We start from the raw sequence: 24,081 nt of genomic DNA, 5'->3' as shown, positions 1-24,081 counted from the left end.
GAAGTAACTATGTCTACTCAACCTGACAAGCATCTTGAAACCTTTGATAATCCGGTGAAGACGCGCGATTATCGTATCCATATGGAAATACCGGAATTCACCTGTTTATGCCCTAAAACCGGTCAGCCTGATTTTGCACGACTGACACTCGACTATATTCCGGATAAAAAATGCATCGAACTCAAGAGTCTTAAGCTCTACATCTGGTCGTATCGCGAGCAGGGCGCTTTTCATGAAGCGGTGACCAACCAGATTCTGGATGATCTGGTCACGACGATGAAACCACGCTTTATCCGTCTGACAGCCAATTTTTATGTGCGCGGGGGGATTTTTACCAATGTGGTTGCCGAGCACCGCAAGAAGGGCTGGCAACCGTTACCGCCGATTTTTCTCGAAGGCTTCGATCCACAAATGAATTTCCGTGGCTGATGCCTCCCTCGATTTTACCAACTATTTTTATCAGATTGCCATGAATCAATATCGCGAAGAAACGGATGCCATGGGGGCGGTGCAAGTACCCACTGCAGCACTCTGGGGAGCTCAGACACAGCGTTCCCTTCAAAATTTCCGCATCTCGAACGAGCACATGCCACCTGCCTTCATTCACGCTCTGGCATGGATCAAACGTGCTGCAGCCAGCGTCAATCTTGACCTGGGACTATTGGATGAGGAGATTGCTACTGCAATTATCGCGGCAGCCGATGAAATTCTGGCAGGTGAGCATGCAGATTCATTTCCGTTGGTCATCTGGCAAACCGGCTCTGGCACCCAAACCAACATGAATATGAACGAAGTACTTGCCAATCGTGCTTCTGAAATTCTCGGCGGAGAGCGTGGTATCGGACGTCTGGTTCATCCCAACGATCATGTCAACAATGGGCAATCCTCCAATGATGTTTTTCCCACCGCCATGCATGTTGCGGCCGTGCGGGAGCTCCAGGAACAGCTGATTCCTGCGCTCAAGGCACTAGGTAAAACGTTTGCGAGCAAATCTGCACAGTTTGCTGCTATTGTCAAAATCGGTCGCACCCATTTGCAGGATGCTACGCCATTGACCATGGGACAGGAATTTTCGGGTTATGTCTCACAGTTGGACCACAGTCTGCAGCATATTGAATCTGCGTTACCTCATCTGCTGGAATTGGCTGCGGGCGGCACGGCCGTTGGCACCGGACTGAATACTCATGTGGAATTTGGCCAGCGGGTTGCCAATGAGCTTGCTAAGTGTACCGGTTATCCGTTTGTCAGTGCCCCCAACAAATTTGAAGCGCTGGCTGCACACGATGCCTTGGTAAACGCTCATGGCGCACTCAAAACACTCGCTGCCGCCCTGATGAAGATTGCAAATGACATTCGCTGGCTGGCGTCGGGTCCCCGTTGCGGTATTGGTGAGATTCAGATACCGGAAAACGAACCTGGCAGTTCGATCATGCCAGGCAAGGTCAATCCAACACAGTCGGAAGCAGTCATCATGCTTGCCAGTCAGGTAATGGGAAATGATGTCGCCATCAATTTTGGCGGTGCCATGGGCAACTTTGAGCTCAACACCATGAAGCCTCTGATCATGCATAACTTTTTGCAAAGTGTGCGCTTGTTGGCCGATGGCATGAATAGTTTTAATCAGAACTGCGCTGTAGGGGTCACCATCAATCAGGCACGTATTGAGCAGTTTTTGCAGGATTCATTAATGCTGGTTACCGCGCTTAATCCGCATATTGGCTATGACAAGGCATCACAAATCGCCAAGTTGGCCTATCACGGCAATCTGACGCTCAAGCAGGCAGCAATGCAACTTGGATTTGTATCCGCCGAGCAATTTGAGAGCTGGGTCAACCCAAGCAACATGATTGGCAACAAATAAAAAGAGAAAGAATACGAAAAAAAGAGGGTGAGAATAAGGAAGGCAGAAACAAAGAGGCGGTCGCCATTCCTGAAATTACCGGGAACGCCGACCGCCGAATATAAAACAAGATCGGGGTTTGTTATGTTTTAATATTTGCTACCAAAATTAAAGCCCCAGATGATCGCGCCCAACACGATGAAAAGTACTGTTGAACCAATGGCAACCATCCAGCCACTTTTCTCTTTGGCAACTTCTCTTTCAGAAGTTTGTGCATCATAACCCATATCACCCATACCCATTTTATATCCTCCTAAAAATAATTACGTTTTAAAAAATATTTCATTGCCCCGTGCGGACTGGAAATATCCAGCACTAACCGTTGACAATGAAGAATCTTTTATATCCGCAAGTAAGTCTTTTCAGGATAAAAAAGATTCGATGGTTAGTATTTACCGCCCATTCCGCTGCTCCAGACAATAACGCCAATTACGATGAACGCTACAGTCGCACCTATTGCAACCATCCAAGCTTCTTTCTCTTTAGATATTTCTCTTTGTGTGGTTTCTGCATCGTATCCCATGCTTTATTCTCCCTATTTAATTTTATTATCCTGTTATGGATAAATGTCTGATTACACTAAACAACTACACACTTACCCGGGAAGCAGATTATCTCGGCATTGATACCCGGCAAAACACACTTTATACGTTTTATTTTTTGCAAAACCCATAAAGATGAAAAGGATTCTAACCCAGATTTTTTTACAATGGAAGCAAATCAAACATTGTCAGTCAAAAAAATTAATTTTATTCCTTGTCGATTATTGATTTTAGCGTTACAGGGGGAAATTACCTTACTGATCTATTTGACCAGCCCACTCCAAAGCGGACAATTCCGCATGCGTCAGAGCGGAGGTATCCAGAAATCCCAGATCAACAATGATCTTATCCACCTGGATAAGATCATTGTTTTCGCTTGCCTCCACAAGCAATAGCTGCTGCCCGAGTCGGCCTTCGCGCTTCAGCAGTGCTCGCGTCATTTCCTCGGGCATTTCGAGCTTATCTACTACCTCTTGAATATTCATACCTAACAACGCATCCAGTAAAGACATGATGCCCGTCATAAAAGCGCGGTCCTGGTAGCTTTTATCATGCGGACGATCCATGGCGGCAATCAATTCCATCAGACGGCCTCGAATAGCTGCTGTCTGCATCAATGCATTAGTATTATTTTCACCACTTGAATTGACTGCATATAGCAACAGCTGCACCCAACGCTGTAATTGCTGATAACCCAGCACCATGACGGCCTGTTTGATGGAGCCGACCTTTTGCGGCAGTCCACCTGCAACCGAATTCACCATGCGCAGCAGGTTATAGCTTAAGCCGGGCTGATGCTTGAGCAACTGCTCGATTTTCTCGATTTCGCCGTCCTGCATGACCAGAGATAACAATTGCAGCATTGATAGATTCGACGGTTCGATCTGTTTGCCGGATACAATCTCGGGTTTGGCAAAGAAAAATCCCTGGAACAGCTCAAACCCCAAATCCATACATAACCTGGCTCGCACCGGATTCTCGACTTTCTCGGCAAGCAGAACCACCGGCCAGCGCTTCAGTCGAGTGATCAATTGCTCAATAGCCGCGTCAGTCAGTGCGAGTACATCCACCTTTACCACGTTAACAATCGGTAACAGCGACTCCAGTCTTTCGTCGATGGTAGTCACATCATCCAGTGCCAGATGATAACCCTTTTGCTTCAAATCAAGACAACGCTGCACGATCTCGGGCGTAATAACAATGGATTCCAGCAACTCCAGTACCACATGCTGATGCGGTAACAGCAGAATGGCGTCACTCAACAGCAACTCCTGGTTAACATTGATAAAGCCGCGCTGATTTCCTAATACCCGCTGAATGCCCAGCTGACCATAAGCATTGACCAGGACATTAGCGGAGGCGTTGACGTTGTCCGCCACATGAACCGAATCCACCTGTCCGGGACGGAAAAGTAGTTCATACGCGACCAGATTCTGCTGGCGATCCAGTATTGGTTGTCTGCCAAGAAAAATATTATCCATGCTGACTTACTGGCTATCTGTTGCCACTACTACACGATCTTTGCCAGATATTTTTGCCTGATAGAGTGCTTCATCCGCGCGTTTAATCAGGGAATTCTGATTTTCCTGCAGCCGCCGCATGGCCAATCCACCACTGAATGTAATACTTACTGGCTGGTTACCCGCGCCCTGGAGATTGATTTTAGAGAAATTATTCTGCAAACGCTGCATCACCCAGACAGCAGATTCGGTTGGGGTGTCCGGCAGCAGAATGACGAATTCTTCGCCACCAAAGCGAGCAATCACATCGCTGGGACGCAGAGTCTGTTTGGCGGTTTTAGCAAACTGGATCAGCACTTCATCACCAAACTGGTGACCATAAGTATCATTAATGTGTTTGAAATTATCGAGATCGATCACCACTGCGCATAATATGTTTTCATTGCGGTCAGCGCGCGCCGCTTCACGCAGATAGACCGTATCCAGACCACGCCGGTTAAACACACCAGTCATTGGATCGGTATGCACCAGCTCACGCAACTGTTCGAGCTCCAGCTTCAGAGTTTCAATTTTCTGTTCCGCTAAACGCACCTGTTCCTGCGCACTGTACACCTCGTTATTGAGGCGCAGATCGCGCGTTTCACTCAATACCGTATCGAGAATTCCTATAATCTCGCTAACATCCTCGGTACCGCGGATTTTCTGCGCATATTGCTCAACATGCTTGTAGTAATCGATAGTACTCGTATCGGGCTGAGGCGATTTCCGCCTGGTGTTCCCAGGTTTTTTTCTACCTTCAGTTGCTGATCTGACAAGCTGGAGCGGTTTATCTTCTTTCGTGCGTCGTATCATTTTTTACCCCGCTTAAAATGTATCCAAAAAATTAGGCTTTTCACTACTGTGGAGATTAGCAGAGTCAGACTGGTGTGGAGACTGGAAATAAGCTGGAATTACACGATTACTAATCGTTTTATCTCCAGGGTGCTTCTAAAAATCCATGGTTCTAAACAGGGTTAGGCACGAACAAAAACATTGATGTGACGTATACTGATATGTAAGGAAACATTTTTTGTGAGTAACAAAGTATTGTAACGAAACATGGATTTTTAAAAGTGCCCACCAGTCAATCGACCAGATTGTGTTTGATGGCATAGCGAATCAGTTCGCTGTTATTGGCCAGTTTGAGTTTTTCCATCAAGCGTGCGCGATAAACACTGACGGTTTTAGGGCTTAGACACATGGCGGCGGAAATTTCGGAAAGCGCCTTGCCTGCGGCAATCATGCAGAGGGTTTGGTATTCTCGATCAGACAGGGTGGTATGCAACGGCTGATCTGAGCCAGCAGTAATGGTATTGGCCAGCTCTTCAGCCAGGATAGGTGTAATGTATTTATGGCCACTGGCCACCGTGCGAATGGCAGTGACTAACTGTGCCGGTGCGCTTTGCTTGCTCAGATAGCCGGAGGCGCCGCCCTTGAGCGCGCGCAGCGCAAATTCACTCTCATTATGCATGCTCAGCATCAGTACTGCCATGGATGGACATTCTTTCTTGACCTGCTTGAGTATCTCGATGCCATTGCGGTCTGGCAACGAAATGTCCAGCAGAATGACATCAAACCCATACTGGCGAACCAGCTTGAGCGCTTGAAAGCCGTTTTCGGCCTCGCCCGTCACGCTGATATCATCGGTTTCGCTCAGAATCTGCTTCAGCCCCTGACGCACAATCGCGTGATCATCAGTAATCATCACCCTAATCATGCACATACCTTTTTATCATTCATAATCAAAAGTATGCCACAGACTTCAATACTTTAGGAAGTTAGTTGCGACTATCCGCCAGCTGGACTCCCATTCAACGGAATCTCGATTCTAACGCAGGTACCTGTTCCTGCCTGTGCTTCGCCTTCGATATGGAAGTAACCGCCGAGCTGTTGACAGCGCTCACGCATTCCTCTGATACCGAATGAATGGAGCTTGCCCATATCGCTATCCGCCAGGCCGCACCCATCATCGACAACCCGCATCAGAAACCAGTCCCCTGTTTCGCCCAAACCGACCTGCACCATTGTTGCCTGCGCATGTTTGGTGATATTGGTCAATGCTTCCTGAAACATACGGAAAACCGCGACGGCCAGATCGCCATTGAGCGCAATATCCTCATCTGAGCAATCGACCTCACAGGCAATACCGGTGCGTTTGCTGAATTCACGCGCCTGCCAGTGTACGGCCGCCACGATGCCGCAATCGAGAATACCGGGACGCAGATCGAGCGCAATACGGCGCGTGCTGTCGATCAGTACATCTGCCAGCATCTCGATCGCCGCCGCCTTGTTGCGATAAAATGCAGGTGCACGAGGTTGATCATCCAGACAGGGCAGCAACTCACATTTGATCGCCGTCAGCGTGCCGCCGATATCGTCATGGATTTCCCGGGCAATGCGCGCACGTTCCTGCTCCTTGGCTTTCTGTGAATAGGCGGCAAGCTCCGCCAGTTGCGCGCGCGAGTGGGCAATCTCGATCTCGATCTGTTTGTTGCGCGTAATATTAAGCATGATACCGTCCCATAACACTGCGCCCTGCTGCGTAAAACGAGGTGTCGCGCGGACGCTGATCCATTTGATATCATCCTCTCCCTTGATCTGCACCCGTCCTTCCCAGTTCCACGCCGTCAGGTGCACACAGGAATCCCGCATCGAACAATCATAGCTGGCGAGATCTTCTGTCACGATCAGCGCACTGAAATGCTGAGGATGGGCTTGCAACTCGCCCGGTGAAAGCCCCAATAATGCCTTAGCACCCTCGCTGACATATGGGAAGAAAATGCGCTCATCCGGCTCCAGCACAAACTGAAACACCAGCCCGGGCAAATTGGCCGCCAGCGCACGGAAGCGCGTCTCACTTTTTTCCAGCGCCAGCCGCGTCTGCTGAAAATCCCGCCAATGCGAATTTTGACGCAAACAGCGGCGCACCACCGCGAGCAGTACGGCATCAATTTCGCCTAGTACATCCTGCGCACCGGTTTCAATCAACCGTGTCGTTGTTTGCACATCGAGCACCGTATTGGCCAGCACGATCAACGGCAATCCCGGCGTATTAACCGCTGCGAGCGCCAACACCTCTCCAGCATCCAGATCCGGCCGATGATCCGTCAACAATAGATCCCATGACCGGGATATCAGCTGTTCGGCCAGCAGAATCTGGCTCGCAACCGGTTCGATTGCCATGGCCATGTCTGCTTGAGCAAACAATGCATGAATATCACGTAACGTTTGCTCATCATGCCCAACTACCAGCATGGTCAGTGGTTCAGTCATCATTTCCTCCTGTCGATAATGGCTGCACGTAACCCGTCAGTTCCAGGTAACCGCGACCAGCTGGCTGATTGTCACGCCTGAGCGTGACTGCGCCTTCCCAGTAGACCGCGCCGATGGACGCGCGCGAATCCAGCTCCTGATCATCCATGAGCGGAATGAGTTGCCAGGTGGTTTCGCCTGTCTTAATTGTCATGGCAACCGGATATTCAGCCTGGGTATGCGGAGAGCGCCAGCGGCGCTGCGGCTGGAAATGTACGTCTTCCGGTGCAAAGGCAGTCATGCGTCCGTTGGCATCGCGCCATACCGCATGCGCCCAGACTTTCGCGCCATCCTTACTACGTATCTGAAAAGCCATCAAGGCGCCGCCATCATCCAGATTGGCGCCTACCCAGTCCCATCCTGCCGCGTTGGGATCGAGCAGCTCACTTGACCATTCATGATCGAGCCAGGCAGTGCCAGTAACGGCGATTGGCTTGCCGTTCCGGGTGATCGTTCCCGTCACCTGCAGGTGCGGCTCGCTGTAATAATAACTGGCCTGCTCCATTTTGGGCCCCTTGCGCGAGAACCCCTGCTCACCCTGTAACAGCAGGGGTTGAGTCGGTGAGAACGCCAGTTCCAAGGCAAAATCCGTCGCCTGAACGAATGTTTGATAACGTCCGTCCGTTTCGCGCTTGAGAAGCCAGTCATCGAGTTTGACATCGGTGTTGCCGGTGCGGGCATACACCAGATCGAATCCTTCACGCCGGATCCGCTGGTCGTGCAGTAGGCTGTCCAGCGCGGGATCGGAGAGTGCCGCGTGTGCGATGATCAATTGCCCGGGCGCAAAACGACTGGGATTACTTTTTTCCGCATTGGTAGCAATCCGGAAAAAAGTGATCTGAAAACCAAGTTGCTGGCCTTCTGTCGTTTGCAGCCAGCCGGTGGCGTACCACCATTCGATCCGGAAGTCGGGATGTGCACCGAAATCCTGCGGAAAAACCATTTCATATCCCGGCGTTACGGTCTCAAACGAACGTTCGGCAGCCAGCAGCAGATTGCCAGTCAGCAAGAAAACCAGCAACATCAATAATCGCATCACCAATCCTCCTTGACGGCACGCACGGCATCGCGGGAGATGGCCGGTTTGCTTGCTTGATAGACGCTGAGTATGGCTGCCGTCAGCATGGCGAATGCCATGATCGCGAGCCACGACCAGGGCAGGTGCAGCTGCATTGTCCAGCGGAAAGACTGCGGGTTGATCACGAACACCAGAATCAGACTGATGGCGACCCCGAGCACAAACCCTATGATGATTCCAAAGCCGGTCAGTAAGCCACCCTCCACAATCAGCATGCGACGAATCTGCTGCCGGGTGAGACCAATATGACATAACATGCCAAACTCCTTGATTCTGGTCAGCGCCTGAGCGGAAAAACTGGCGGCCACTCCCAGCAGTCCAACACCCACGGCGATCAGTTCCAGCAGATAGGTGACGGCAAAGCTGCGGTCAAACAGGGCCAGGCTGATCTCGCGAATTTCATTCCGGGGCGAAATTTTCAGGTTTTCCCCAAATGGCAGCGCACGCAGATTTTTGACGATTTCATTGACATCCACGCCGTCTTTCACCCAGATTGCGGCATCGCCAATATGCCTGTCGCCTGTTAGCCTGCGGTAATCAGCAAGCTGCATCTGGATGGCGCCAAACTGGCGTCCATAGTCACGCCACACGCCGGCAACCATGAAGATTTGCGTGGAATCGCCAAGCGGCAACCTGACCTCTCGCCCCACGGTGAACTGATACAAGTCCACCATCGCTTCCGACACCCAGATTGGCATGGCATTTTTCGGCAGCGCTTGCGGTGGCAGTACGGCATCGGTCATCGGCAGCGTATTGGCGGGCTGGTGCGCATCAATCGGGCGAGCAATCAGCGTAATCATCGGTCTATCCGGGTCCAGCAGGACTGACTGGGAACGCATCAGATCGATACGTTCGATCCCGGCGACCGATGTGATCAGCTGTTGCTCTTCTGGCGTAAAGCCGCGCGCATCCTGGCGAATGACTGTGCGCACATAAATATCTGCCGGCAGCACATGGGTCAGCCAATCCTCGACAGACAGGCGGAAACTCATCACCATGATCGCCATGGCCACCATCAGACTGAAGCTCGCCAGTATTCCACCCAGCGCAATCGCAGCCAGACCGGAAGCATTGGATAGCCGTGCCAGCACCAGCGTACGCACGGCACCTTTCGGATGGCGTTCATACCGCTTCGACAATCGTCCAAAAAAAGCACCTGCCAGCCAGGGCAGCAGAGCCACCCCGCCGATCAACAGGAGCGCCACCGCCAGATAGCCAAATATCGGTAATTCACCAACGGGCGGCAAGCGCACAAATATTGCTGCCAGCAGCAGGCATCCCCCTGCCAGCCACGGAAAACGCAGCACGGCCAGCGCTTCGTGCTCACTGCCCGATTTCAGTGCAACCGCCGGTTGCGTTCGTGTCGCTTCCCATGCCGGCAGGAGACTGCCGAGCAGGGTGACACCGACGCCGGCCACAAAATAAAATCCGGCAGCCATCGGACTGAAATGCAGGCTTGGCGTCAGACCAGCAAAGAATCCCGCGCCTAGATCCGCACCATAGAAGTGCAACCCGATTGCGGCGAGCGCGTAGCCGAGTATCAGCCCCAACAACGCCCCAATTGTGCCAAGCAGCCCGCCTTCCAGCAACAACTGACGCAACACCTGCTGCCGTGTCATACCCAATACCCGCAGCAGTGCAATCTGTGCGCGCCGCCGCACGGTGGCCAGCACCTGGCTGGCAAATACCAGAAACGCACCGGTAAATAACGCGACCAACGCCAGTATGTTGAGGTTGACGCGATAGGCGCGCGACAGGTTATGAACGCGGGCATCCTGATTGGTGCCTTCGACCAGCAAGAAACCATCCCCCAGCTGGCTTGCCAGTTTCGCCTTGAAAGTAGCGAGATTGGCGCCAGAATGCAGCTTGAGCTCGATGCGCGACAGCCATCCGACATGGTCGAAATGCCACTGTGCCGCCCCGATATCCATTACGCCGACACGCTGCCCGCTGGGTGCGCGCACCAGTCCACCCGCCACCCGCAGCGTGACCTGTTTTGCACCCAGCGTCAGCGTCAGCTGATCTCCCTGTTGTACCGCCAGCCATTCCATCGCAGCCGGTGACAGGAAAATGCCATCTTCAGACAACGTATCGAACTGGCTATCCTCCGCCGGTATTCCCAGCAGATCCGGCGTAATGGCCGCCGCCCGAAAAACGTCCAGACCGATGATTTTCAGTTCCGGGTTGCGCAGTGTTTCCTGAAAGCCCAAAACCCCGGCCATGATCTCCAGCATGGGGCTTGCCTGCGCCACTTCCGGCTGCTGCAGGATTTCGGGAAAGCGCCGCTCATCAAAGGTGGGTTGCGCGGCAACCACCGTCAGATCGGACATGCCCGTGAGGCTTTTGCTGGCAGCAGAAAATTCGTTGACCGCCGCAGTATTGATCAGGTGAATGGAAAACCCCAGAGCTACTCCCAGCATGATGGCGATGATCGCAACCAGCAGTTGTAACCGGCGCGCACGCCATTCACCCAGCAATAACCAGCGCGATAACAGTTGACCGCTCATCGCCGCGTTTCCGTCAGACCATTGCCCGTCAACGTCAATACCTTGTCCGCCGTCGCTGCCGCCGCATGGGAATGCGTCACGAGAATGGCAGAAGCACCATTCGCTTTAACCTCTGCCCGAATCAATTGTAGAATTTCCTGCGCAGTGTCGGGATCCAGATTACCGGTTGGCTCATCGGCCAGGATCAGACGCGGACGATGCACCAGTGCGCGTGCAATGGCTACTCGTTGCAATTCCCCACCGGATAACTGATAGGGAAAGGCATGACCCCTGTCTCCCAGCCCGACTGCGGCCAGCATGGCAGCAGTTCGATCGAGCGGCATGTCATTCAACAGCAGCGGCAACGAGACGTTCTGCAATAGCGTCAAATGTGGCAGGATATGGAACGCCTGAAAAATGAAGCCAAAATATTTGCGTCGTAATTCAGTGGCAGCAACTTCATCGCCAGCAGCCAGAATCTGACCATTCACGAAAATTTTACCGCTATCGGCCTCATCCAGTCCGGCAATCAGATTAAGCAACGTAGATTTGCCAACCCCCGAATCGCCCATGACTGCGACATATTCACCGGCTGCAAGCGTAAAAGACAGATCCGACAACACTTTGCGGCTGGCATAAGCCTTGCTGATGTTACATAATTCTAGAATAGGTATAGTGTTCATGGTAAGGATTGTAGCGTAACAACGGTCATAAATTCAGTATGGTATGAATTGAAAAAGGAGTGCTTGATATGGAAATCGATATCCGGCGTGCCTATGACCCCGTCCAATCTGGGAGCGATGACTATCGCGTTCTGGTGGATCGTCCGCGGCTGGTCATGGCTATCCTGCTGCCATTCCTTCTGGCAAGCATGTTTGTTCGCATGACCGATGGCGACTTACGGATTTGAACTAACCGCTATGGTTTCTGCTAACCGCCCCGAGCAGGCAATTACACGTTACCTGCAGCAAAACCGGCAGACTGCGTAGGGTGGGCGCCGTTTTTGTTCGAATGCACCTATGAAAAATTCGCTACGTACAAAGTGATCCACGTCGTCCCTGGCTGCTTCTCAACCACGATCTGCTCATCTTCCAGCCGATAGGTCAGCTGGCTGTTGTGCCTGGGATTGGACAGCACGGCTGAATTGAAGATGGCCAGGTTCTCGCCATCGGATCGGCGAACCGATTGGATTAGCAGACCTGGGTGGCCCTCGCGGTGAATCCTGGCCCCCACTGATTGGCAAAACGTATAGTCGGAAGGGTGCAACAGGTCAGGGTATTCATCGGTTACTTTACGCAAATCCAGCAGGGCTGCATTGCAAGCGACCCAGTAAACCTTGCGCTCGGCAATTACTGTCATCCGTTCAAATCCTGCGTCGCTGAGCAAGCCCCGATACCAGTGATATGCGGACTCATGAACTGTGGTCTCGACCGATTCTGACCCATACCAAACGCCGAAAGTGCCATCAGAAAACCGACTGGACTGCCAATGTTTGAACGGCCAAACGATGGCGCTGAACCATTCGGCGTCTTCAAAGGGGCGTTCAATAATCGGCGTTTTGGATTGGTACGGTGGTGGTTTGACCTCGTCCTCTACCTTTTGCGCCAGCAACCACTCGGCTGGTTCATTCGTCAGATCATCGAACAGATCCTGCGATTCATGCAAGGACACAATGTTTCGAGCGACATCCTGGTGAACGTCAGCAAGCGTGATGTGAGCAAACAGGGAATTCATTCCAGACGCTGCTCAAACGCCCCGTGCGCGGTCCAGGTAGGCACGCACCATCAGCAGACCTGCAAATCCCCACTCTTTGACCGCTTCAACGGGGGTCAGGTTGTCGAAGGCTTTGTTGCGGGTGGTCATCCAGCGGTAGGCCAAATCCCTGTTCTGAGGGAAGAGCAGACGCAGATTCTTGTGTATGCCCAACAAGTGGCCAACTCGCTCGTACTGGTCACGGCTGGTGCCGATGGGCTTGCCACTGCGGTAGTTCGACAAGGCTGCCCTGTTGCTGGCGGCGATGCCCAGCAGCGCTGCCTGATCCTCGGTGCTCAACTTCCAGTGGTCGAACAAGGTCATGACCATCTTGGCCAGGGCGCCACGGTCTTGTGACGCGGTCACTTCACGCTCAGCTGCGGCTCTCATGTTTGACTCCTTATGTCGACTTGATCAGTGACTTCAGTGTAACGCAAAGTTATTTTTCACACAAATTTTGTTTTAAACAAAACAAACCTCGCTCCATAGATCTGAACACCATGTCAAGTTTACGCGTGGGCACGTGGTGCCCACCCTACGGGGTTTTTCCTATCGGCACGTTGTAGGGTGGGCACCGCTCCTGTACCCACGCGGTTTGCGTGTCAATCCGTCCTCTGCCGGGTGTGTTGGTCAAGCTCGTGCAGGTGGGCTTTTGTTTTAAACAAAACGAACCTCGCTCCATAGACCTGAACACGATGTCAAGTTTACGCGTGGGCACGTGGTGCCCACCCTACGGGGTTTTTCCTACTGGCACGTTGTAGGGTGGGCACCGCTCCTGTGCCCACGCGGTTTGCGTGTCAATCCTTCCTCTGCCGGGTGTGTTGGTCAAGCTCGTGCAGGTGGCTTTTGTTTTAAACAAAACAAACCTTACTCCATAGACCTGAACACCATGTCAAGTTTACGCGTGGGCACGTGATGCCCACCCTGCGGGGTTTTTCCTGCCGACACGTTGTAGTTTGTGTTTCAATCCTTCCTCTGCCGGGCGTGTTGGTCAAGCTCGCACAGGTGGGATTTTGTTTTAAACAAAACAAATCTCGCTCCATAGACCTGAACACGATGTCAAGTTTACGCGTGGGCACGTGGTGCCCACCCTACGGGGTTTTTCCTGCCGGCACGCTGTAGGGTGGGCACCGCTCCTGTGCCCACGCAGTTTGTGTTTCAATCCTTCTTCTGCCGGGCGCGTTGGTCAAGCTCGCGCAGGTGGGCAAGTTTCTCAGTTATTTTTGCTTCCAGTCCATGCTGGGTGGGCTGATAAAACTGCACGGGTGGCATGCCATCCGGCAGGTAATGTTCACCCGCTGCGTAGCCTTCGGGTTCGTCATGCGCGTAGCGGTAGCTTTTTCCGTGCCCCATGTCGCGCATCAGTTTGGTCGGGGCGTTGCGTAAATGCAGGGGAACCGGGCGGGAAGTGTCCTGTGCAATCAGGCTGCGTGCTTTCTGGTAGGCAAGGTAAGCCGCATTGCTTTTGGGGGCGCTGGCAAGGTAGAGCGTGACCTGGGCAAGCGCCAGTTCGCCTTCGGGACTGCCGAGCCGTTCGTAGACCGCACTGGCATCAAGCGCCATCGGCAGGGCGCGCGGATCGGCCAGCCCGATGTCCTCAATAGCGGTGCGGATCAAGCGGCGGGCAAGGTAGCGTGGATCGGCGCCCGCATCGAGCATGCGGCACAGCCAGTACAATGCGGCATCCGGGGATGAACCACGAATGGATTTATGCAGCGCGGAAATCTGATCATAGAATGCGTCCCCACCTTTATCAAACGCACGGGAATGGCGTGCCAGCACACTTTGCAGAAAATCAGCATCGATTTGTGCGATGTTCTCGGTATCCGCTGCATTGATAGCCTGTTCGAGCAGGTTCAACAGACGACGCGCATCACCATCGGCGAACTCGACCAGTAACCCGCTGGCGGCCTCGGTAAAGGCTTTATCCTCGGCACAAGTTTGTTGCGCGCGCACCAGTAATTGCCCGAGTTCCTCGCTGGACAAAGCCGTCAGCGCATAGACCTGTGCACGTGACAGCAATGCCCGGTTGACTTCGAACGAGGGGTTTTCGGTGGTGGCGCCGATGAAAGTGATCAGCCCCTGTTCAACGTGCGGCAGAAAGGCATCCTGCTGCGCCTTATTGAAACGGTGCACTTCATCGACGAACAGGACGGTTGGCCGGTCTGACTGCTGTCGAATCAGGCGGGCATGCTCAATGGCTTCGCGGATTTCCTTGACACCAGACAGCACCGCCGAAATCGCAATGAACTCGGCCGTAAACGCCTGCGCCATCAGTCGTGCCAGCGTGGTTTTGCCGGTACCGGGCGGGCCCCACAGGATCATCGAATAGGGCTTGCCCGACTTGAATGCAAGCCATAACGGTTTGCCGGGTGCGAGCAGGTGCGATTGGCCGATGACGGCTTCCAGGGATGGCGGGCGCAGCCGCTCCGCCAGCGGAACGGTTGAATGTTGTCCGCTGGCTGGCTCAGTCACGGATAATATCTACCCCGGCAGGGGGGGTGAACTGGAACAAGGTATCCGGCAGCTCCGGGTTCTGTTCGGCCTGCGAGAATATCAGCCAGGTGAATTGCCCCAGATTGTCGCGCAATATCATTTCGCGCAGCTCCCCCGCGTGAGAAAATCCCAGGCGGATCAGCTCGAATGATGTTTCCTCGCTTTTGGGGATGGCTTCCAGCCATTCAAGTTCTCCCTGTACCTCAATTTCCTGCAGATCAAAATCCTGTTCGATCGTTCCTTCCCCCGCCAGCAGTGCCGCCGGCGTGCTGCCGAGCGTGAGATCGAGCTTGCGCACCGTGACCTGTTCGAGGTCCTGATCATAAAACCAGACGTACTCGCCATCACCGACGATCAGTTGCTGATAGGGAGTTTCATAGCTCCAACGAAATTTACCGGGGCGCGCAAACAACATGCTGCCGCTGGTTTTCTGCATAATCTGGAAGTTTTGATCCAACAGGGTTTGTGAAAATTCGGTACGGAAAGTCCGCACCTTGTCCACGAAATTTTTGAGGCTGGTAACTGCTGCGGCAGGGGCGTGCGATGAAAACAGGCTAAGCAGAAAGGTAACGATAAGCAGTAATGAGCGGGACATAATGGTTTGATATGGTTTGAGGTATCAGTTCAAGGAATTAATCGTCTCGTTTGGGCGCCAATACCTCGCGGTTGCCATTGCTTTCCATGCCGGAAACGATACCGGTCCGTTCCATTTCCTCGATCAGCCTGGCGGCACGATTATAGCCAATGCGCAACTGGCGCTGTACCAGCGAGATCGAAGCGCGGCGGGTCTTGATGACGATGCTGACCGCCTCATCATAGAGGGGATCGGCTTCCCCCCCGCTGGATTGGCTACCGCCGCTGCTGCTCTCGCCAGCATCTTCTTCCACATCGGCCGCCTGCAGGATGTCATCGAGGTAACAGGCTTCACCGTGTTCCTTGAGATATTCCACCACTTTGTGCACTTCGCCGTCGGCAACGAATGCGCCGTGAATACGCTGCGGATGACCGCTGCCGGGTGGCAGATACAGCATATCCCCCTGTCCTAGCAAGGCTTCCGCCCCCATCTGATCGAGAATGGTGCGCGAGTCGATCTTGCTGGAAACCTGAAAGGCGATGCGGGTCGGAATATTCGCCTTGATCAGACCGGTGATAACATCCACCGACGGGCGTTGCGTGGCCAGCAGCAAATGAATACCTGCCGCACGCGCCTTCTGTGCCAGCCGGGCAATCAGTTTCTCGACTTTCTTGCCGACGATCATCATCAGATCGGCCAGTTCATCAATCACCACCACGATCAGCGGCATTTCTTCCAGCAATTCGGGTGATTCCGGCGTGATGCTCAACGGATTGGTCAGTGCCGCTTCCTGTTTGATGGCATCCCGTATTTTCTGGTTATAGCCCGCGAGATTGCGCACACCCAGCGCCGACATCAGCTTGTAGCGGCGCTCCATCTCACCGACACACCAGTTGAGCGCGTTGGCGGCATCGCGCATGTCAGTGACTACTGGGGTCAGCAGATGCGGAATGCCGTCATAGACCGACAGCTCCAGCATTTTGGGGTCGATCAGAATGAGACGAACCTCCTCCGGCGTCGCCTTGTAGAGCAGACTCAGAATGACAGCATTGATGGCAACCGATTTCCCCGAGCCGGTCGTACCTGCCACCAGCGCATGCGGCATTCTGGCAAGATCGGACACCACGGGCTTGCCGCTGATATCCTTGCCCAGCGCAATGGTCAACGGTGAAGCATGATCCGCGTAAACTTTCGAGGCCAGAATTTCATGCAGACGAACCATCTGACGCTTGGGATTGGGGATTTCCATGCCCATCGTCGATTTGCCGGGAATGGTCTCGACCACGCGAATGCTGGCCACGGTAAACGCACGCGCCAGATCTCTGACCAGATTGACGATCTGGCTCCCCTTGACACCGACCGCCGGTTCAATCTCATAACGAGTGATCACCGGGCCGGGATAGGCCGCCACTACTTTCACCTCCACGCCAAATTCCTTCAGCTTGCGCTCAATCAGGCGCGAGTTGAATTCCAGCATATCGCTTGACAGCAATATCACCTGTTTTTCAGGCTCATCCAGCAGCGAAAGCGGGGGCAGGGGAGAGTCGGCAGCGTCAAAAAATAACGATCTGGTTTTCTCTTTGACGCTGCGCGATGATTTTTGAATCTCCGTTTCCGGCAGCTCGATGCGCAGCATCGGCTGAGACAGTGGTTGATCTTTAACCGCCTCCAGCAGGATGTCAGGTTTGTCCGCCGCTGCCGCATTCATGCGCCGGTCACGCCAGCGATCCCAACGATCCAGAATCGACGTACCAGCCAGCTCAATCACCGCGCCAATGCGTTCAGACAGCTTCACCCATGAAAGTCCGGAAAACAGGCTCAACCCGATGGCAAACAAAATCACCAGTCCAAGCGTGGCGCCGGTGAATCCCAGCAGCATGGAGGCATAACGGCTAAGCACCTCACCGAGTATGCCGCCAGGCGCCAGTGGCAGGGATGCCTGCAGCGTATGAAAGCGCAGCGACTCGATCCCGCTGCTGGCCACGAGCAAGGTGAGAAATCCGGTAAAAGCCACCGCGAGCGTGCGCGGATCGAGCACGTTGGCAATATCGATGCGGCGGTAACTCCACCAGACCGCCGCCATAAAAAACGCCACCCACCACCAGGCAGATACGCCAAACAGATAAAACAGCAAATCCGACAGCCACGCACCCGCCGCTCCGCCCGCATTGCCGATCTGCGCGCCTACCGCGCTGCGCGACCACCCCGGATCGGTCAGGTCGAAACTGATGAAAATCAACGCCAGATAAAGCGCCACTCCACCCAACACCAGCGCAACAGCTTCGCGCAATAAGCGGCTGATTTTGGCCGGAAGCGGCTGACCGGCGGGTTTCTTCGCCATCGATTTATTAATGAAACTCATGGGAAACAGCTAAAAAGCATGATGGATGAACAACGCAGGCAGCGCCCTGGTTCAGGACAAGAGTTTAGCGGAAACAGAGACATCTGCTGACAGAGAACCGAAAAACACCAGTGTAACCGATTTTTCTGCTGATCAGGCTCCGCATGGATACGGAAGATAAGATGGTAATCGCATAACCCGTAGGGTGGGCAACGATTTTTTGCCCACGCGGTTGGTGTGAATGTGATGCACAGGGATGGGGAACGAGGTGGTAACGCGTGCGTCACGCGTGGGCACGGGGTGCCCACCGTACAAGGTAGTGATCGCGTAATCCGTAGGGTGGGCAAGGATTTTTGCCCACGCGGTCGATGCGAAGGTGATGCACGGGAATGGGGGATGAGGTGGTAACGCGTGCGTTCACGCGTGGGCACGGGGTGCCCACCCTACAGGGTGGTGATCGCGTAATCCGTAGGGTGGGCAACGATTTTTTGCCCACGCGGTTGGTGTGAATGTGATGCACGGGGATGAGCAAAAGCATGGTTATTGTCGTGCATCGAAGCGCTTCAGCGTAGTGTTCCATTGTAATATCGATAGATCAGCAGTCAGAAGCGTCGCATCAATGAGCTGCGCGGTTGCAACAATAAGACGGTCTGCTGGATCACCATGTAAATCGAGCTGAGCAGCCGCAATGCCGATGTCTCCATCAATTCCAATTTCAACCAGACCAAGTTCCAGAAAATCACGTCGCCAGAGCGGAAGTGGAAGAGTCATGGTGATTCGCCCTTTGGCAGCTAGCATGGCTGTCTCCCAGAAGGTAATTGCTGAAACTGCCAGTTTGCCATGTTGTCATGCTGTGTTGGCAAGATCCCGCGCTCCTGTTCCCAGAGAAGGATCATCCTGGTCAAGCCAGATCAGGGCATGGGTGTCTAGCAGGAGGAGCATTCGGCATCCCATAATTCGTCAAGGGATGCCACTATATCTCCAACAATACGAATTTCCCCTTTATGGCGTCCGACAAGGGTTGCTGATTGCTTTGAGGCAATCGGGCAGAGCCGGGCGATGGGCTGGCCGTCTCTGGTAATGACGATACTGTCGCCAGATTTTACTACGTCATCCATGAGCTGCAGGCATTGGGTCTTGAATTCAGAGGTATTGACAGTTTTCATGATGACCTATCCATGTGATTTTGAACATGACTATAGTTCCAGCAGGCATAAAAATCAAATACAAGTACGTCACGCGTGGGCACAGGCCACGCTACGCGCTGATCAGCTCCGCGTGGACACGGAGGATAAGATGGTAATCGTATAACCCGTAGGGTGGGCAACGATTTTTTGCCCACGCGGTCGGTGCAGGGATGATGCATGGGAACGGGGAATGAGGTGGTAACGCGTGCGTTCGCGCGTGGGCACGGGGTGCCCACCCTACGTGCTGTATCCAAAAAACGACATATTTTTATCATGACAAAAGATTGTCTTGTATGCTGTTTTTCTGCCGGTTTGCCATGTTGTCATGCTGTGTTGGCAAGCAGGGTAGGGTGGGCAACGATTTTTTGCCCACGCAGTCGGTGCAGGGATGATGCATGGGAACGCGGAATGAGGTAGTAACGCGTACGTCACGCGTGGGCACGGGGTGCCCACCCTACATGCTGGCCGTCATTCGACATGTTTTTTATGCAGTACAAGGTAGTAATCGCGTAATCCGTAGGGTGGGCACGTTGTTGTGCCCACGCGGTCGGCGCGAAGGCGATGCACGGGGATCTTTTTACCCACGCCAAATCTGTATCCAAAAAGCGACATTTTTTCACTATGACGAAAGATTATCTTGTATGCTGTTTTTTCCGGGTGCAGAATGTGCAGGTCTGATAGAAAAACTTCAGTTTCTGATTCAGATGCCCGTTATCAATTCTGGCTCGTTATTTTTTATGTATTCATATTGATTTTTGTCATTGCTATGCTAAAGTCATTATGGCAAACTGAACCAGTAAAAGTGCTTTATTCCATCAATTACCAGTAATTCAATGTTCTACACTTGCCAGTCGCTGCATGGGGATGTCGCTGACGGGCATGTGTGCAATGGCGTTACACTCGTTTTTTTAACGTTAATTTTAAAGGAAATATAAAATGGCTCTTACCGCAAACGAAAGTAACATTTTTAAATTAGTGGCAGGTTTGTTCAACGGCGCGCCTGGCAAAAATATCCAGACGGATCTCTCGAGCATCGTAGCAGCGGGCACTAGCTTGTCGGAGCTGGCCAATATCTTGGTCGGAACGCTGGAGTTCCAAAGCATCGTGCCGACAGGCCAAGCTGCACAGGCAGATTTTCTGCTGACCAACTTCGGCTTTGATCCTGCTGCCACCGACGACGCCACCACGGTGGCCAAAGCATTTGTCAACGACAATTTTGGACTGGGTCTCGGTCAGCTCGCTTATCTTGCTGTCGAATTCCTGAATACCACCACTGATCCCGTCTTTGCCGATGCTGCTGCGCTGCTGAATAACAAAGCGCTGGTTGCAGGGGTGCATGCTGATAATGTGGACGCCATCGCCGGCGTGGCTGCCGGCCAAGCCGCCTTCGTTGGCGTGACCGCCAGCGGCCCGACCACAGCAGAAGCCGCCCTGGCGCTGCTGGAAGACAACGGTGTGGTCGTTCCTGATCCGGGACAACCGGGGCAGACGTTTACGTTGACAACGGGAACCGATAACCTCGTTGGCACGGCTGATAACGACACGTTTATCGCAGGTGAATCTGCGGGTGCAACCACCTTCACCGTGGGTGACCAGATCGATGGCGGAGCAGGTAATGATACGCTCAACTGGGTACAAACTGCAGCGATTACTGCTGTGCCGGTTGGTAGCAAAGTCACCAGCGTTGAAACCGTCAACGTGACTTCTGGTAGTGACATCACACTGGATACCACGTCAAGTTTTGCTGATACGACCGCGCTGAACACCAACACTTCTGGCGCAAATCAAACCATCACAGCAGCCGCCACGCAAAATGTTACCGCAACGGTTGCGGCACAAGCTGCGAAACTTGTTGCAGTGAATGGCGGCGACAATGTCACCATCAACGCAACCGGCGTCACCACTGGTACCACTACCGTTGGTGCTACGACTGCTGCTGCGGGTGATGTGACTGTAAATGTGACCAGTTCCACCGCTGGTACTACGGGTGCTATCGCTGTGACGGGAGGGGATACGGTTACGGTGACCTCCAAGGCTGCTAACGCTGTTAATACGACTGTTACTCAATCAGCTGTTACTGTGACGGGTGACGCTAATACCGCTTCTGTAACCGTTAACCAGGATGCAGCGGCTACTGCAGCGGCTACTGTTGCTGGTAAGATCGCTGGCGCAGTGGGCATCACCGACGCCAATGCAACGTCCGCTACGGCTGCGGGCACCATTGAAACCGTCACACTGAACAACTTTGCTGCAGCGACGATCGACTCTAGCGCAATCAGCACGGTTAACCTGTCGGGTACGGCTACCTCCTTGGGTATTGGGCGTGGTGGTCTGACTGCTACTCCGACAGCAAATACCTTGGCTGTCAACGTCAATGATCTGACCATGACTGGCGCCCTGGCTGATTCCGAGGCTGCTGCCGACGATGGCTTTACCACTGTCAATATTACCTCTAGCACAGCAGCTTCGTCTGTTGGTTCCATGGCCTTTGCTGATGCCACTACCCTGAATATTTCGGGCGATGCGAAATTTACCTCTGCTGGTGAAACCCTGACGGCCGTTACGGCCATCAATGTTACCAACACGGCAGGTGCATCTCTGGGTAGCGCGATTGCTGCTGGAGTTTCATTCACCGGCGGTGCTGGCGATGACTCTGTGAGTCTCTCCAGCGGCTTCACCAAGGCCATCACTATGGGTGCAGGTAACGACACCGTGATCTACGGTGGAGCTGCGGGTACCGGTGGTTCCGTTGCGGCTGGTGACGGGGTCGATACCATCGTGATGACATCCGCTCAAGCTGCTGTCGCTGATAATGATGCAACCTTCAACAGCAAATTTACTGGTTTCGAGGTGCTTGAGCTGTCGGACGCTCTCGCTGCCGGGGCAACGCTGGATTTGGCCGGTATCAACAATGTTTCGACCGTGGTGCTGAATGCGGGCGGTGCAAATGCTACCAGCTCCGTCATCTCCAATCTCGCTAGCGGCGGTACCATCAAACAAACTGGCGACGGTACGGGTGTTGTTGTTCAAGTCAAAGATGCAACGTTCAATGCTGGGGATGTGCTGAATCTCGAACTGAGCAAATCCGGAGGAGTTTTAGCTGCTGGCCAAATCACCGCAGCAGGTGTTGAGACCATCAACATCAATGTGGCTGATGCCAACACCACAGACACGAGCGCTGCTGCTATCCACTCCGCAAGTCTGGTTGCAACTGGTGCAACGACGGTCAATGTATCCGGTAACAATGGTTTGAATCTGACTAATGATGCTGGCAATACGGCGATCACCACGTTTGATGCCAGCGGTGTCGTGGCTAACTCGACTGCTACCGTGATTGATACAGCTGCTAATCTGGCTGTTACATTCGCTTCAGCGAATACTGACGCTTCCGCCACAGTGGCCATCACGGGTGGTGAAGGTAATGACACGCTGACTGGTAATGCGGGAATTGACGTTATCAACGGCGGTTCGGGTGCTGACGTGATTACTGGTGGTCTGGGAGCAGATGTTCTGACAGGTGGTGCGGGAGCGGATACTTTTGCTTTTGCCACAAACGGTTCCATTGTTGGCACATCCCTCGATAAAATTGCCGACTTTAATACTGGTGGTAGCGATATTCTTACCTTCGGTGCAAACACTGTATTACAGGCAGCTGATACTACGGCATTGGTTGCAGGCAGTAACGTACAGCAATCCGCTGGCGGCTTGGTAACTTTCCACGCGAATGACAACACCTTTGCGCTGAAAGTGGCTGCAATCCAGGCTGATACACAATTGGATGCAGCAAATTCAACTGCATTTTTTGAGGATGCTGGTAACACGTATGTTTACAATGCTGGTGCTGCAACAGGTAATATTGATGATCAAATCGTCGAATTAACTGGTGTAACAGGTTTGGCAACGATTACTGCGGGTGCGGCGACAACAATCGCTTAACCAGCCGTGTAGGGTGGGCACCGCTTTTGTGCCCACGCGGTCGGTGCGGGGATAACGTGTGAATCACGCGCGGGCAAAAAAACATTGCCCGCCAACGTGACCCACGCGGAACTCCCCGGATAAACCGCAACCCAACCAAAAAACCGCCCTCGGGAAACCTGGGGCGGTTTTTTTTGGGTACGCGTGGTATGGGGATGGTTATGCATACGTCACGCGTGGGCACGGGGGCGGGGTGGTTATGCATATGTTACGCGTGGGCACGGGGTGCCCACCCTACGGTGGTTTTTTTTGGCGCGGATGGGTGCGGGGATGGGGTGGTGTTGCGCGTGGGCACAACCAGTGCCCACCCTACGGGTGATGATTGCGTAACCCGGTCGGGGGTGTTTTTTATCAATATGCCATGATTTGATGCCATGTCGCGTTATCGGCGTGCCGCGATTTGCGGTGGGACTTATTTTTTTACGGCGGTGACGTATCGCCGCCGCCCGGTTCTGTGCGATGCGCCGGTGCGGGCGGCGTTGCGTTCGGCGGTTAAATCCGTGCAATCACGGCAACCCTTTACCATCAATGCCTGGGTGCTGTTGCCGGATCATCTGCATTGCATTTGGACGCTGCCGCCGGGCGATCACGACTTCTCCAACCGTTGGCGGGTGATTAAACGTTCCGTATCGCTTGCCTGTGCCGCCGCGTATCACCGCCCTGAATGGATGACCGCATCCAAAACCAAACACCGCGAATCGACATTATGGCAACGCCGCTATTGGGAATACGCCATTCGTGACGAAACCGATTTTTCCCGCTGCGTTGATTATATTTACATCAACCCGGTGAAACACGGCCAGGTTGCGCGTACCGTTGACTGGCCGTATTCAACCTTCCACCGCGACGTTGCCCGTGGGCTTTATGCCACCGATTGGAGCGGCGACCCGGATTTGCAGCTGAATATTGGGGAGGTGGAATGAACAGGTGGGGTATGTG

22 protein-coding genes are annotated in these 24,081 nt (G+C 53.4%); 5 read left to right on the top strand and 17 right to left on the bottom strand.

The genetic code is table 11. From position 1 onward, the window contains the following. The first annotated feature begins 9 nt into the window (after window positions 1-9). Window positions 10-429, top strand: a complete 420-nt coding sequence (gene queF, locus NSMM_RS09125; protein ID WP_090286934.1) for a preQ(1) synthase — start codon at window positions 10-12, stop codon at window positions 427-429. Between the two features lie 40 nt (window positions 430-469). Continuing rightward, window positions 470-1,861, top strand: coding sequence for a class II fumarate hydratase (gene fumC / locus NSMM_RS09120; RefSeq protein WP_090286932.1), 1,392 nt, complete (start codon window positions 470-472; stop codon window positions 1,859-1,861). 128 nt (window positions 1,862-1,989) lie between these two features. On the opposite strand, the gene NSMM_RS15660 is transcribed toward fumC, so the two are convergent. The 9 genes from NSMM_RS15660 to NSMM_RS09085 all read right to left on the bottom strand — a co-directional run bounded on the left by NSMM_RS15660 (window position 1,990) and on the right by NSMM_RS09085 (window position 11,500). Further along, the gene (locus NSMM_RS15660; protein ID WP_176753918.1) at window positions 1,990-2,142 is read right to left on the bottom strand and encodes a hypothetical protein; all 153 of its coding nucleotides are present in this window, start codon (window positions 2,140-2,142) and stop codon (window positions 1,990-1,992) included. 143 nt (window positions 2,143-2,285) lie between these two features. Further along, entirely contained in the window at window positions 2,286-2,423 is a 138-nt protein-coding gene (locus NSMM_RS15655; protein ID WP_176753917.1) for a hypothetical protein, read from the bottom strand. A gap of 273 nt (window positions 2,424-2,696) precedes the next feature. Then, entirely contained in the window at window positions 2,697-3,923 is a 1,227-nt protein-coding gene (locus NSMM_RS09115; protein WP_090286777.1) for an EAL and HDOD domain-containing protein, read from the bottom strand. Between the two features lie 6 nt (window positions 3,924-3,929). Then, window positions 3,930-4,754: a GGDEF domain-containing protein gene (locus NSMM_RS09110; RefSeq protein WP_176753916.1), complete on the bottom strand. Its 825-nt coding sequence runs from the start codon at window positions 4,752-4,754 to the stop codon at window positions 3,930-3,932. Window positions 4,755-5,025: 271 nt separating this feature from the next. Beyond that, window positions 5,026-5,658, bottom strand: coding sequence for a response regulator (locus tag NSMM_RS09105; RefSeq protein ID WP_090286928.1), 633 nt, complete (start codon window positions 5,656-5,658; stop codon window positions 5,026-5,028). A 71-nt stretch (window positions 5,659-5,729) separates the two neighbouring features. Beyond that, the gene (locus tag NSMM_RS09100) at window positions 5,730-7,214 is read right to left on the bottom strand and encodes a hybrid sensor histidine kinase/response regulator (RefSeq protein WP_090286775.1); all 1,485 of its coding nucleotides are present in this window, start codon (window positions 7,212-7,214) and stop codon (window positions 5,730-5,732) included. Further along, complete coding sequence (locus NSMM_RS09095; protein ID WP_090286773.1) at window positions 7,207-8,289, bottom strand: lipocalin-like domain-containing protein; 1,083 nt, start codon at window positions 8,287-8,289, stop codon at window positions 7,207-7,209. The genes NSMM_RS09100 and NSMM_RS09095 overlap by 8 nt, the downstream gene beginning before the upstream one ends. Beyond that, window positions 8,289-10,838 (bottom strand): FtsX-like permease family protein, encoded by a 2,550-nt coding sequence (locus NSMM_RS09090; RefSeq protein ID WP_090286771.1) that lies wholly within the window; start codon window positions 10,836-10,838, stop codon window positions 8,289-8,291. The genes NSMM_RS09095 and NSMM_RS09090 overlap by 1 nt, the downstream gene beginning before the upstream one ends. Further along, window positions 10,835-11,500: an ABC transporter ATP-binding protein gene (locus NSMM_RS09085; protein ID WP_090286769.1), complete on the bottom strand. Its 666-nt coding sequence runs from the start codon at window positions 11,498-11,500 to the stop codon at window positions 10,835-10,837. The genes NSMM_RS09090 and NSMM_RS09085 overlap by 4 nt, the downstream gene beginning before the upstream one ends. Before the next feature lie 68 nt (window positions 11,501-11,568). Between NSMM_RS09085 and NSMM_RS15650 the strand changes: the two genes are divergently transcribed. Continuing rightward, entirely contained in the window at window positions 11,569-11,727 is a 159-nt protein-coding gene (locus NSMM_RS15650; protein WP_176753915.1) for a DUF488 family protein, read from the top strand. Window positions 11,728-11,834: 107 nt separating this feature from the next. Here NSMM_RS15650 and NSMM_RS09080 read toward each other — a convergent pair whose 3' ends face one another. The 8 genes from NSMM_RS09080 to NSMM_RS16080 form a co-directional block, all read right to left on the bottom strand. Next, window positions 11,835-12,551 (bottom strand): RES family NAD+ phosphorylase, encoded by a 717-nt coding sequence (locus NSMM_RS09080; protein ID WP_090286767.1) that lies wholly within the window; start codon window positions 12,549-12,551, stop codon window positions 11,835-11,837. 12 nt (window positions 12,552-12,563) lie between these two features. Continuing rightward, entirely contained in the window at window positions 12,564-12,959 is a 396-nt protein-coding gene (locus NSMM_RS09075; protein ID WP_090286765.1) for an MbcA/ParS/Xre antitoxin family protein, read from the bottom strand. A 768-nt stretch (window positions 12,960-13,727) separates the two neighbouring features. Further along, window positions 13,728-15,044: a replication-associated recombination protein A gene (locus NSMM_RS09070; protein WP_090286763.1), complete on the bottom strand. Its 1,317-nt coding sequence runs from the start codon at window positions 15,042-15,044 to the stop codon at window positions 13,728-13,730. Further along, complete coding sequence (gene lolA, locus NSMM_RS09065) at window positions 15,037-15,660, bottom strand: outer membrane lipoprotein periplasmic chaperone LolA (RefSeq protein ID WP_090286761.1); 624 nt, start codon at window positions 15,658-15,660, stop codon at window positions 15,037-15,039. Before lolA ends, NSMM_RS09070 begins: the two co-directional genes overlap by 8 nt. Before the next feature lie 37 nt (window positions 15,661-15,697). After that, a complete protein-coding gene (locus tag NSMM_RS09060) occupies window positions 15,698-18,001 on the bottom strand; it encodes a DNA translocase FtsK (RefSeq protein ID WP_090286759.1) in 2,304 nt (767 codons plus the stop codon). Between the two features lie 519 nt (window positions 18,002-18,520). Beyond that, on the bottom strand, window positions 18,521-18,814 hold the full coding sequence (locus NSMM_RS16085) for a type II toxin-antitoxin system VapC family toxin (protein WP_281200905.1): 294 nt from the start codon (window positions 18,812-18,814) through the stop codon (window positions 18,521-18,523). Between the two features lie 92 nt (window positions 18,815-18,906). Next, window positions 18,907-19,146 (bottom strand): type II toxin-antitoxin system Phd/YefM family antitoxin, encoded by a 240-nt coding sequence (locus NSMM_RS09050; RefSeq protein ID WP_090286757.1) that lies wholly within the window; start codon window positions 19,144-19,146, stop codon window positions 18,907-18,909. Between the two features lie 292 nt (window positions 19,147-19,438). Next, on the bottom strand, window positions 19,439-19,609 hold the full coding sequence (locus tag NSMM_RS16080; RefSeq protein WP_218121060.1) for a hypothetical protein: 171 nt from the start codon (window positions 19,607-19,609) through the stop codon (window positions 19,439-19,441). 494 nt (window positions 19,610-20,103) lie between these two features. On the opposite strand from NSMM_RS16080, the gene NSMM_RS09040 reads away from it, so the two are divergent. Both NSMM_RS09040 and NSMM_RS09035 read left to right on the top strand, forming a co-directional pair. After that, window positions 20,104-23,103: a beta strand repeat-containing protein gene (locus tag NSMM_RS09040; RefSeq protein WP_090286752.1), complete on the top strand. Its 3,000-nt coding sequence runs from the start codon at window positions 20,104-20,106 to the stop codon at window positions 23,101-23,103. Window positions 23,104-23,516: 413 nt separating this feature from the next. Beyond that, window positions 23,517-24,065: an REP-associated tyrosine transposase gene (locus NSMM_RS09035; protein WP_090286750.1), complete on the top strand. Its 549-nt coding sequence runs from the start codon at window positions 23,517-23,519 to the stop codon at window positions 24,063-24,065. Window positions 24,066-24,081 lie beyond the last annotated feature (16 nt).

Origin of the sequence: Nitrosomonas mobilis (assembly GCF_900103035.1) — a bacterium.
Classification (GTDB): domain Bacteria; phylum Pseudomonadota; class Gammaproteobacteria; order Burkholderiales; family Nitrosomonadaceae; genus Nitrosomonas; species Nitrosomonas mobilis.
The sequence above is the reverse complement of the archived record's forward strand: the minus strand, read 5'-3'. Positions and strand labels throughout refer to the sequence as shown.

Coding starts and splice junctions, on each gene's coding strand:
- queF (WP_090286934.1), top strand. CDS start 10: ATGTCTACTCAACCTGACAAGCATCTTGAAACCTTTGATAATCCGGTG.
- fumC (WP_090286932.1), top strand. CDS start 470: ATGAATCAATATCGCGAAGAAACGGATGCCATGGGGGCGGTGCAAGTA.
- NSMM_RS15660 (WP_176753918.1), bottom strand. CDS start 2,142: ATGGGTATGGGTGATATGGGTTATGATGCACAAACTTCTGAAAGAGAA.
- NSMM_RS15655 (WP_176753917.1), bottom strand. CDS start 2,423: ATGGGATACGATGCAGAAACCACACAAAGAGAAATATCTAAAGAGAAA.
- NSMM_RS09115 (WP_090286777.1), bottom strand. CDS start 3,923: ATGGATAATATTTTTCTTGGCAGACAACCAATACTGGATCGCCAGCAG.
- NSMM_RS09110 (WP_176753916.1), bottom strand. CDS start 4,754: ATGATACGACGCACGAAAGAAGATAAACCGCTCCAGCTTGTCAGATCA.
- NSMM_RS09105 (WP_090286928.1), bottom strand. CDS start 5,658: ATGATTAGGGTGATGATTACTGATGATCACGCGATTGTGCGTCAGGGG.
- NSMM_RS09100 (WP_090286775.1), bottom strand. CDS start 7,214: ATGACTGAACCACTGACCATGCTGGTAGTTGGGCATGATGAGCAAACG.
- NSMM_RS09095 (WP_090286773.1), bottom strand. CDS start 8,289: ATGCGATTATTGATGTTGCTGGTTTTCTTGCTGACTGGCAATCTGCTG.
- NSMM_RS09090 (WP_090286771.1), bottom strand. CDS start 10,838: ATGAGCGGTCAACTGTTATCGCGCTGGTTATTGCTGGGTGAATGGCGT.
- NSMM_RS09085 (WP_090286769.1), bottom strand. CDS start 11,500: ATGAACACTATACCTATTCTAGAATTATGTAACATCAGCAAGGCTTAT.
- NSMM_RS15650 (WP_176753915.1), top strand. CDS start 11,569: ATGGAAATCGATATCCGGCGTGCCTATGACCCCGTCCAATCTGGGAGC.
- NSMM_RS09080 (WP_090286767.1), bottom strand. CDS start 12,551: ATGAATTCCCTGTTTGCTCACATCACGCTTGCTGACGTTCACCAGGAT.
- NSMM_RS09075 (WP_090286765.1), bottom strand. CDS start 12,959: ATGAGAGCCGCAGCTGAGCGTGAAGTGACCGCGTCACAAGACCGTGGC.
- lolA (WP_090286761.1), bottom strand. CDS start 15,660: ATGTCCCGCTCATTACTGCTTATCGTTACCTTTCTGCTTAGCCTGTTT.
- NSMM_RS09060 (WP_090286759.1), bottom strand. CDS start 18,001: ATGAGTTTCATTAATAAATCGATGGCGAAGAAACCCGCCGGTCAGCCG.
- NSMM_RS09050 (WP_090286757.1), bottom strand. CDS start 19,146: ATGAAAACTGTCAATACCTCTGAATTCAAGACCCAATGCCTGCAGCTC.
- NSMM_RS09040 (WP_090286752.1), top strand. CDS start 20,104: ATGGCTCTTACCGCAAACGAAAGTAACATTTTTAAATTAGTGGCAGGT.
- NSMM_RS09035 (WP_090286750.1), top strand. CDS start 23,517: ATGTCGCGTTATCGGCGTGCCGCGATTTGCGGTGGGACTTATTTTTTT.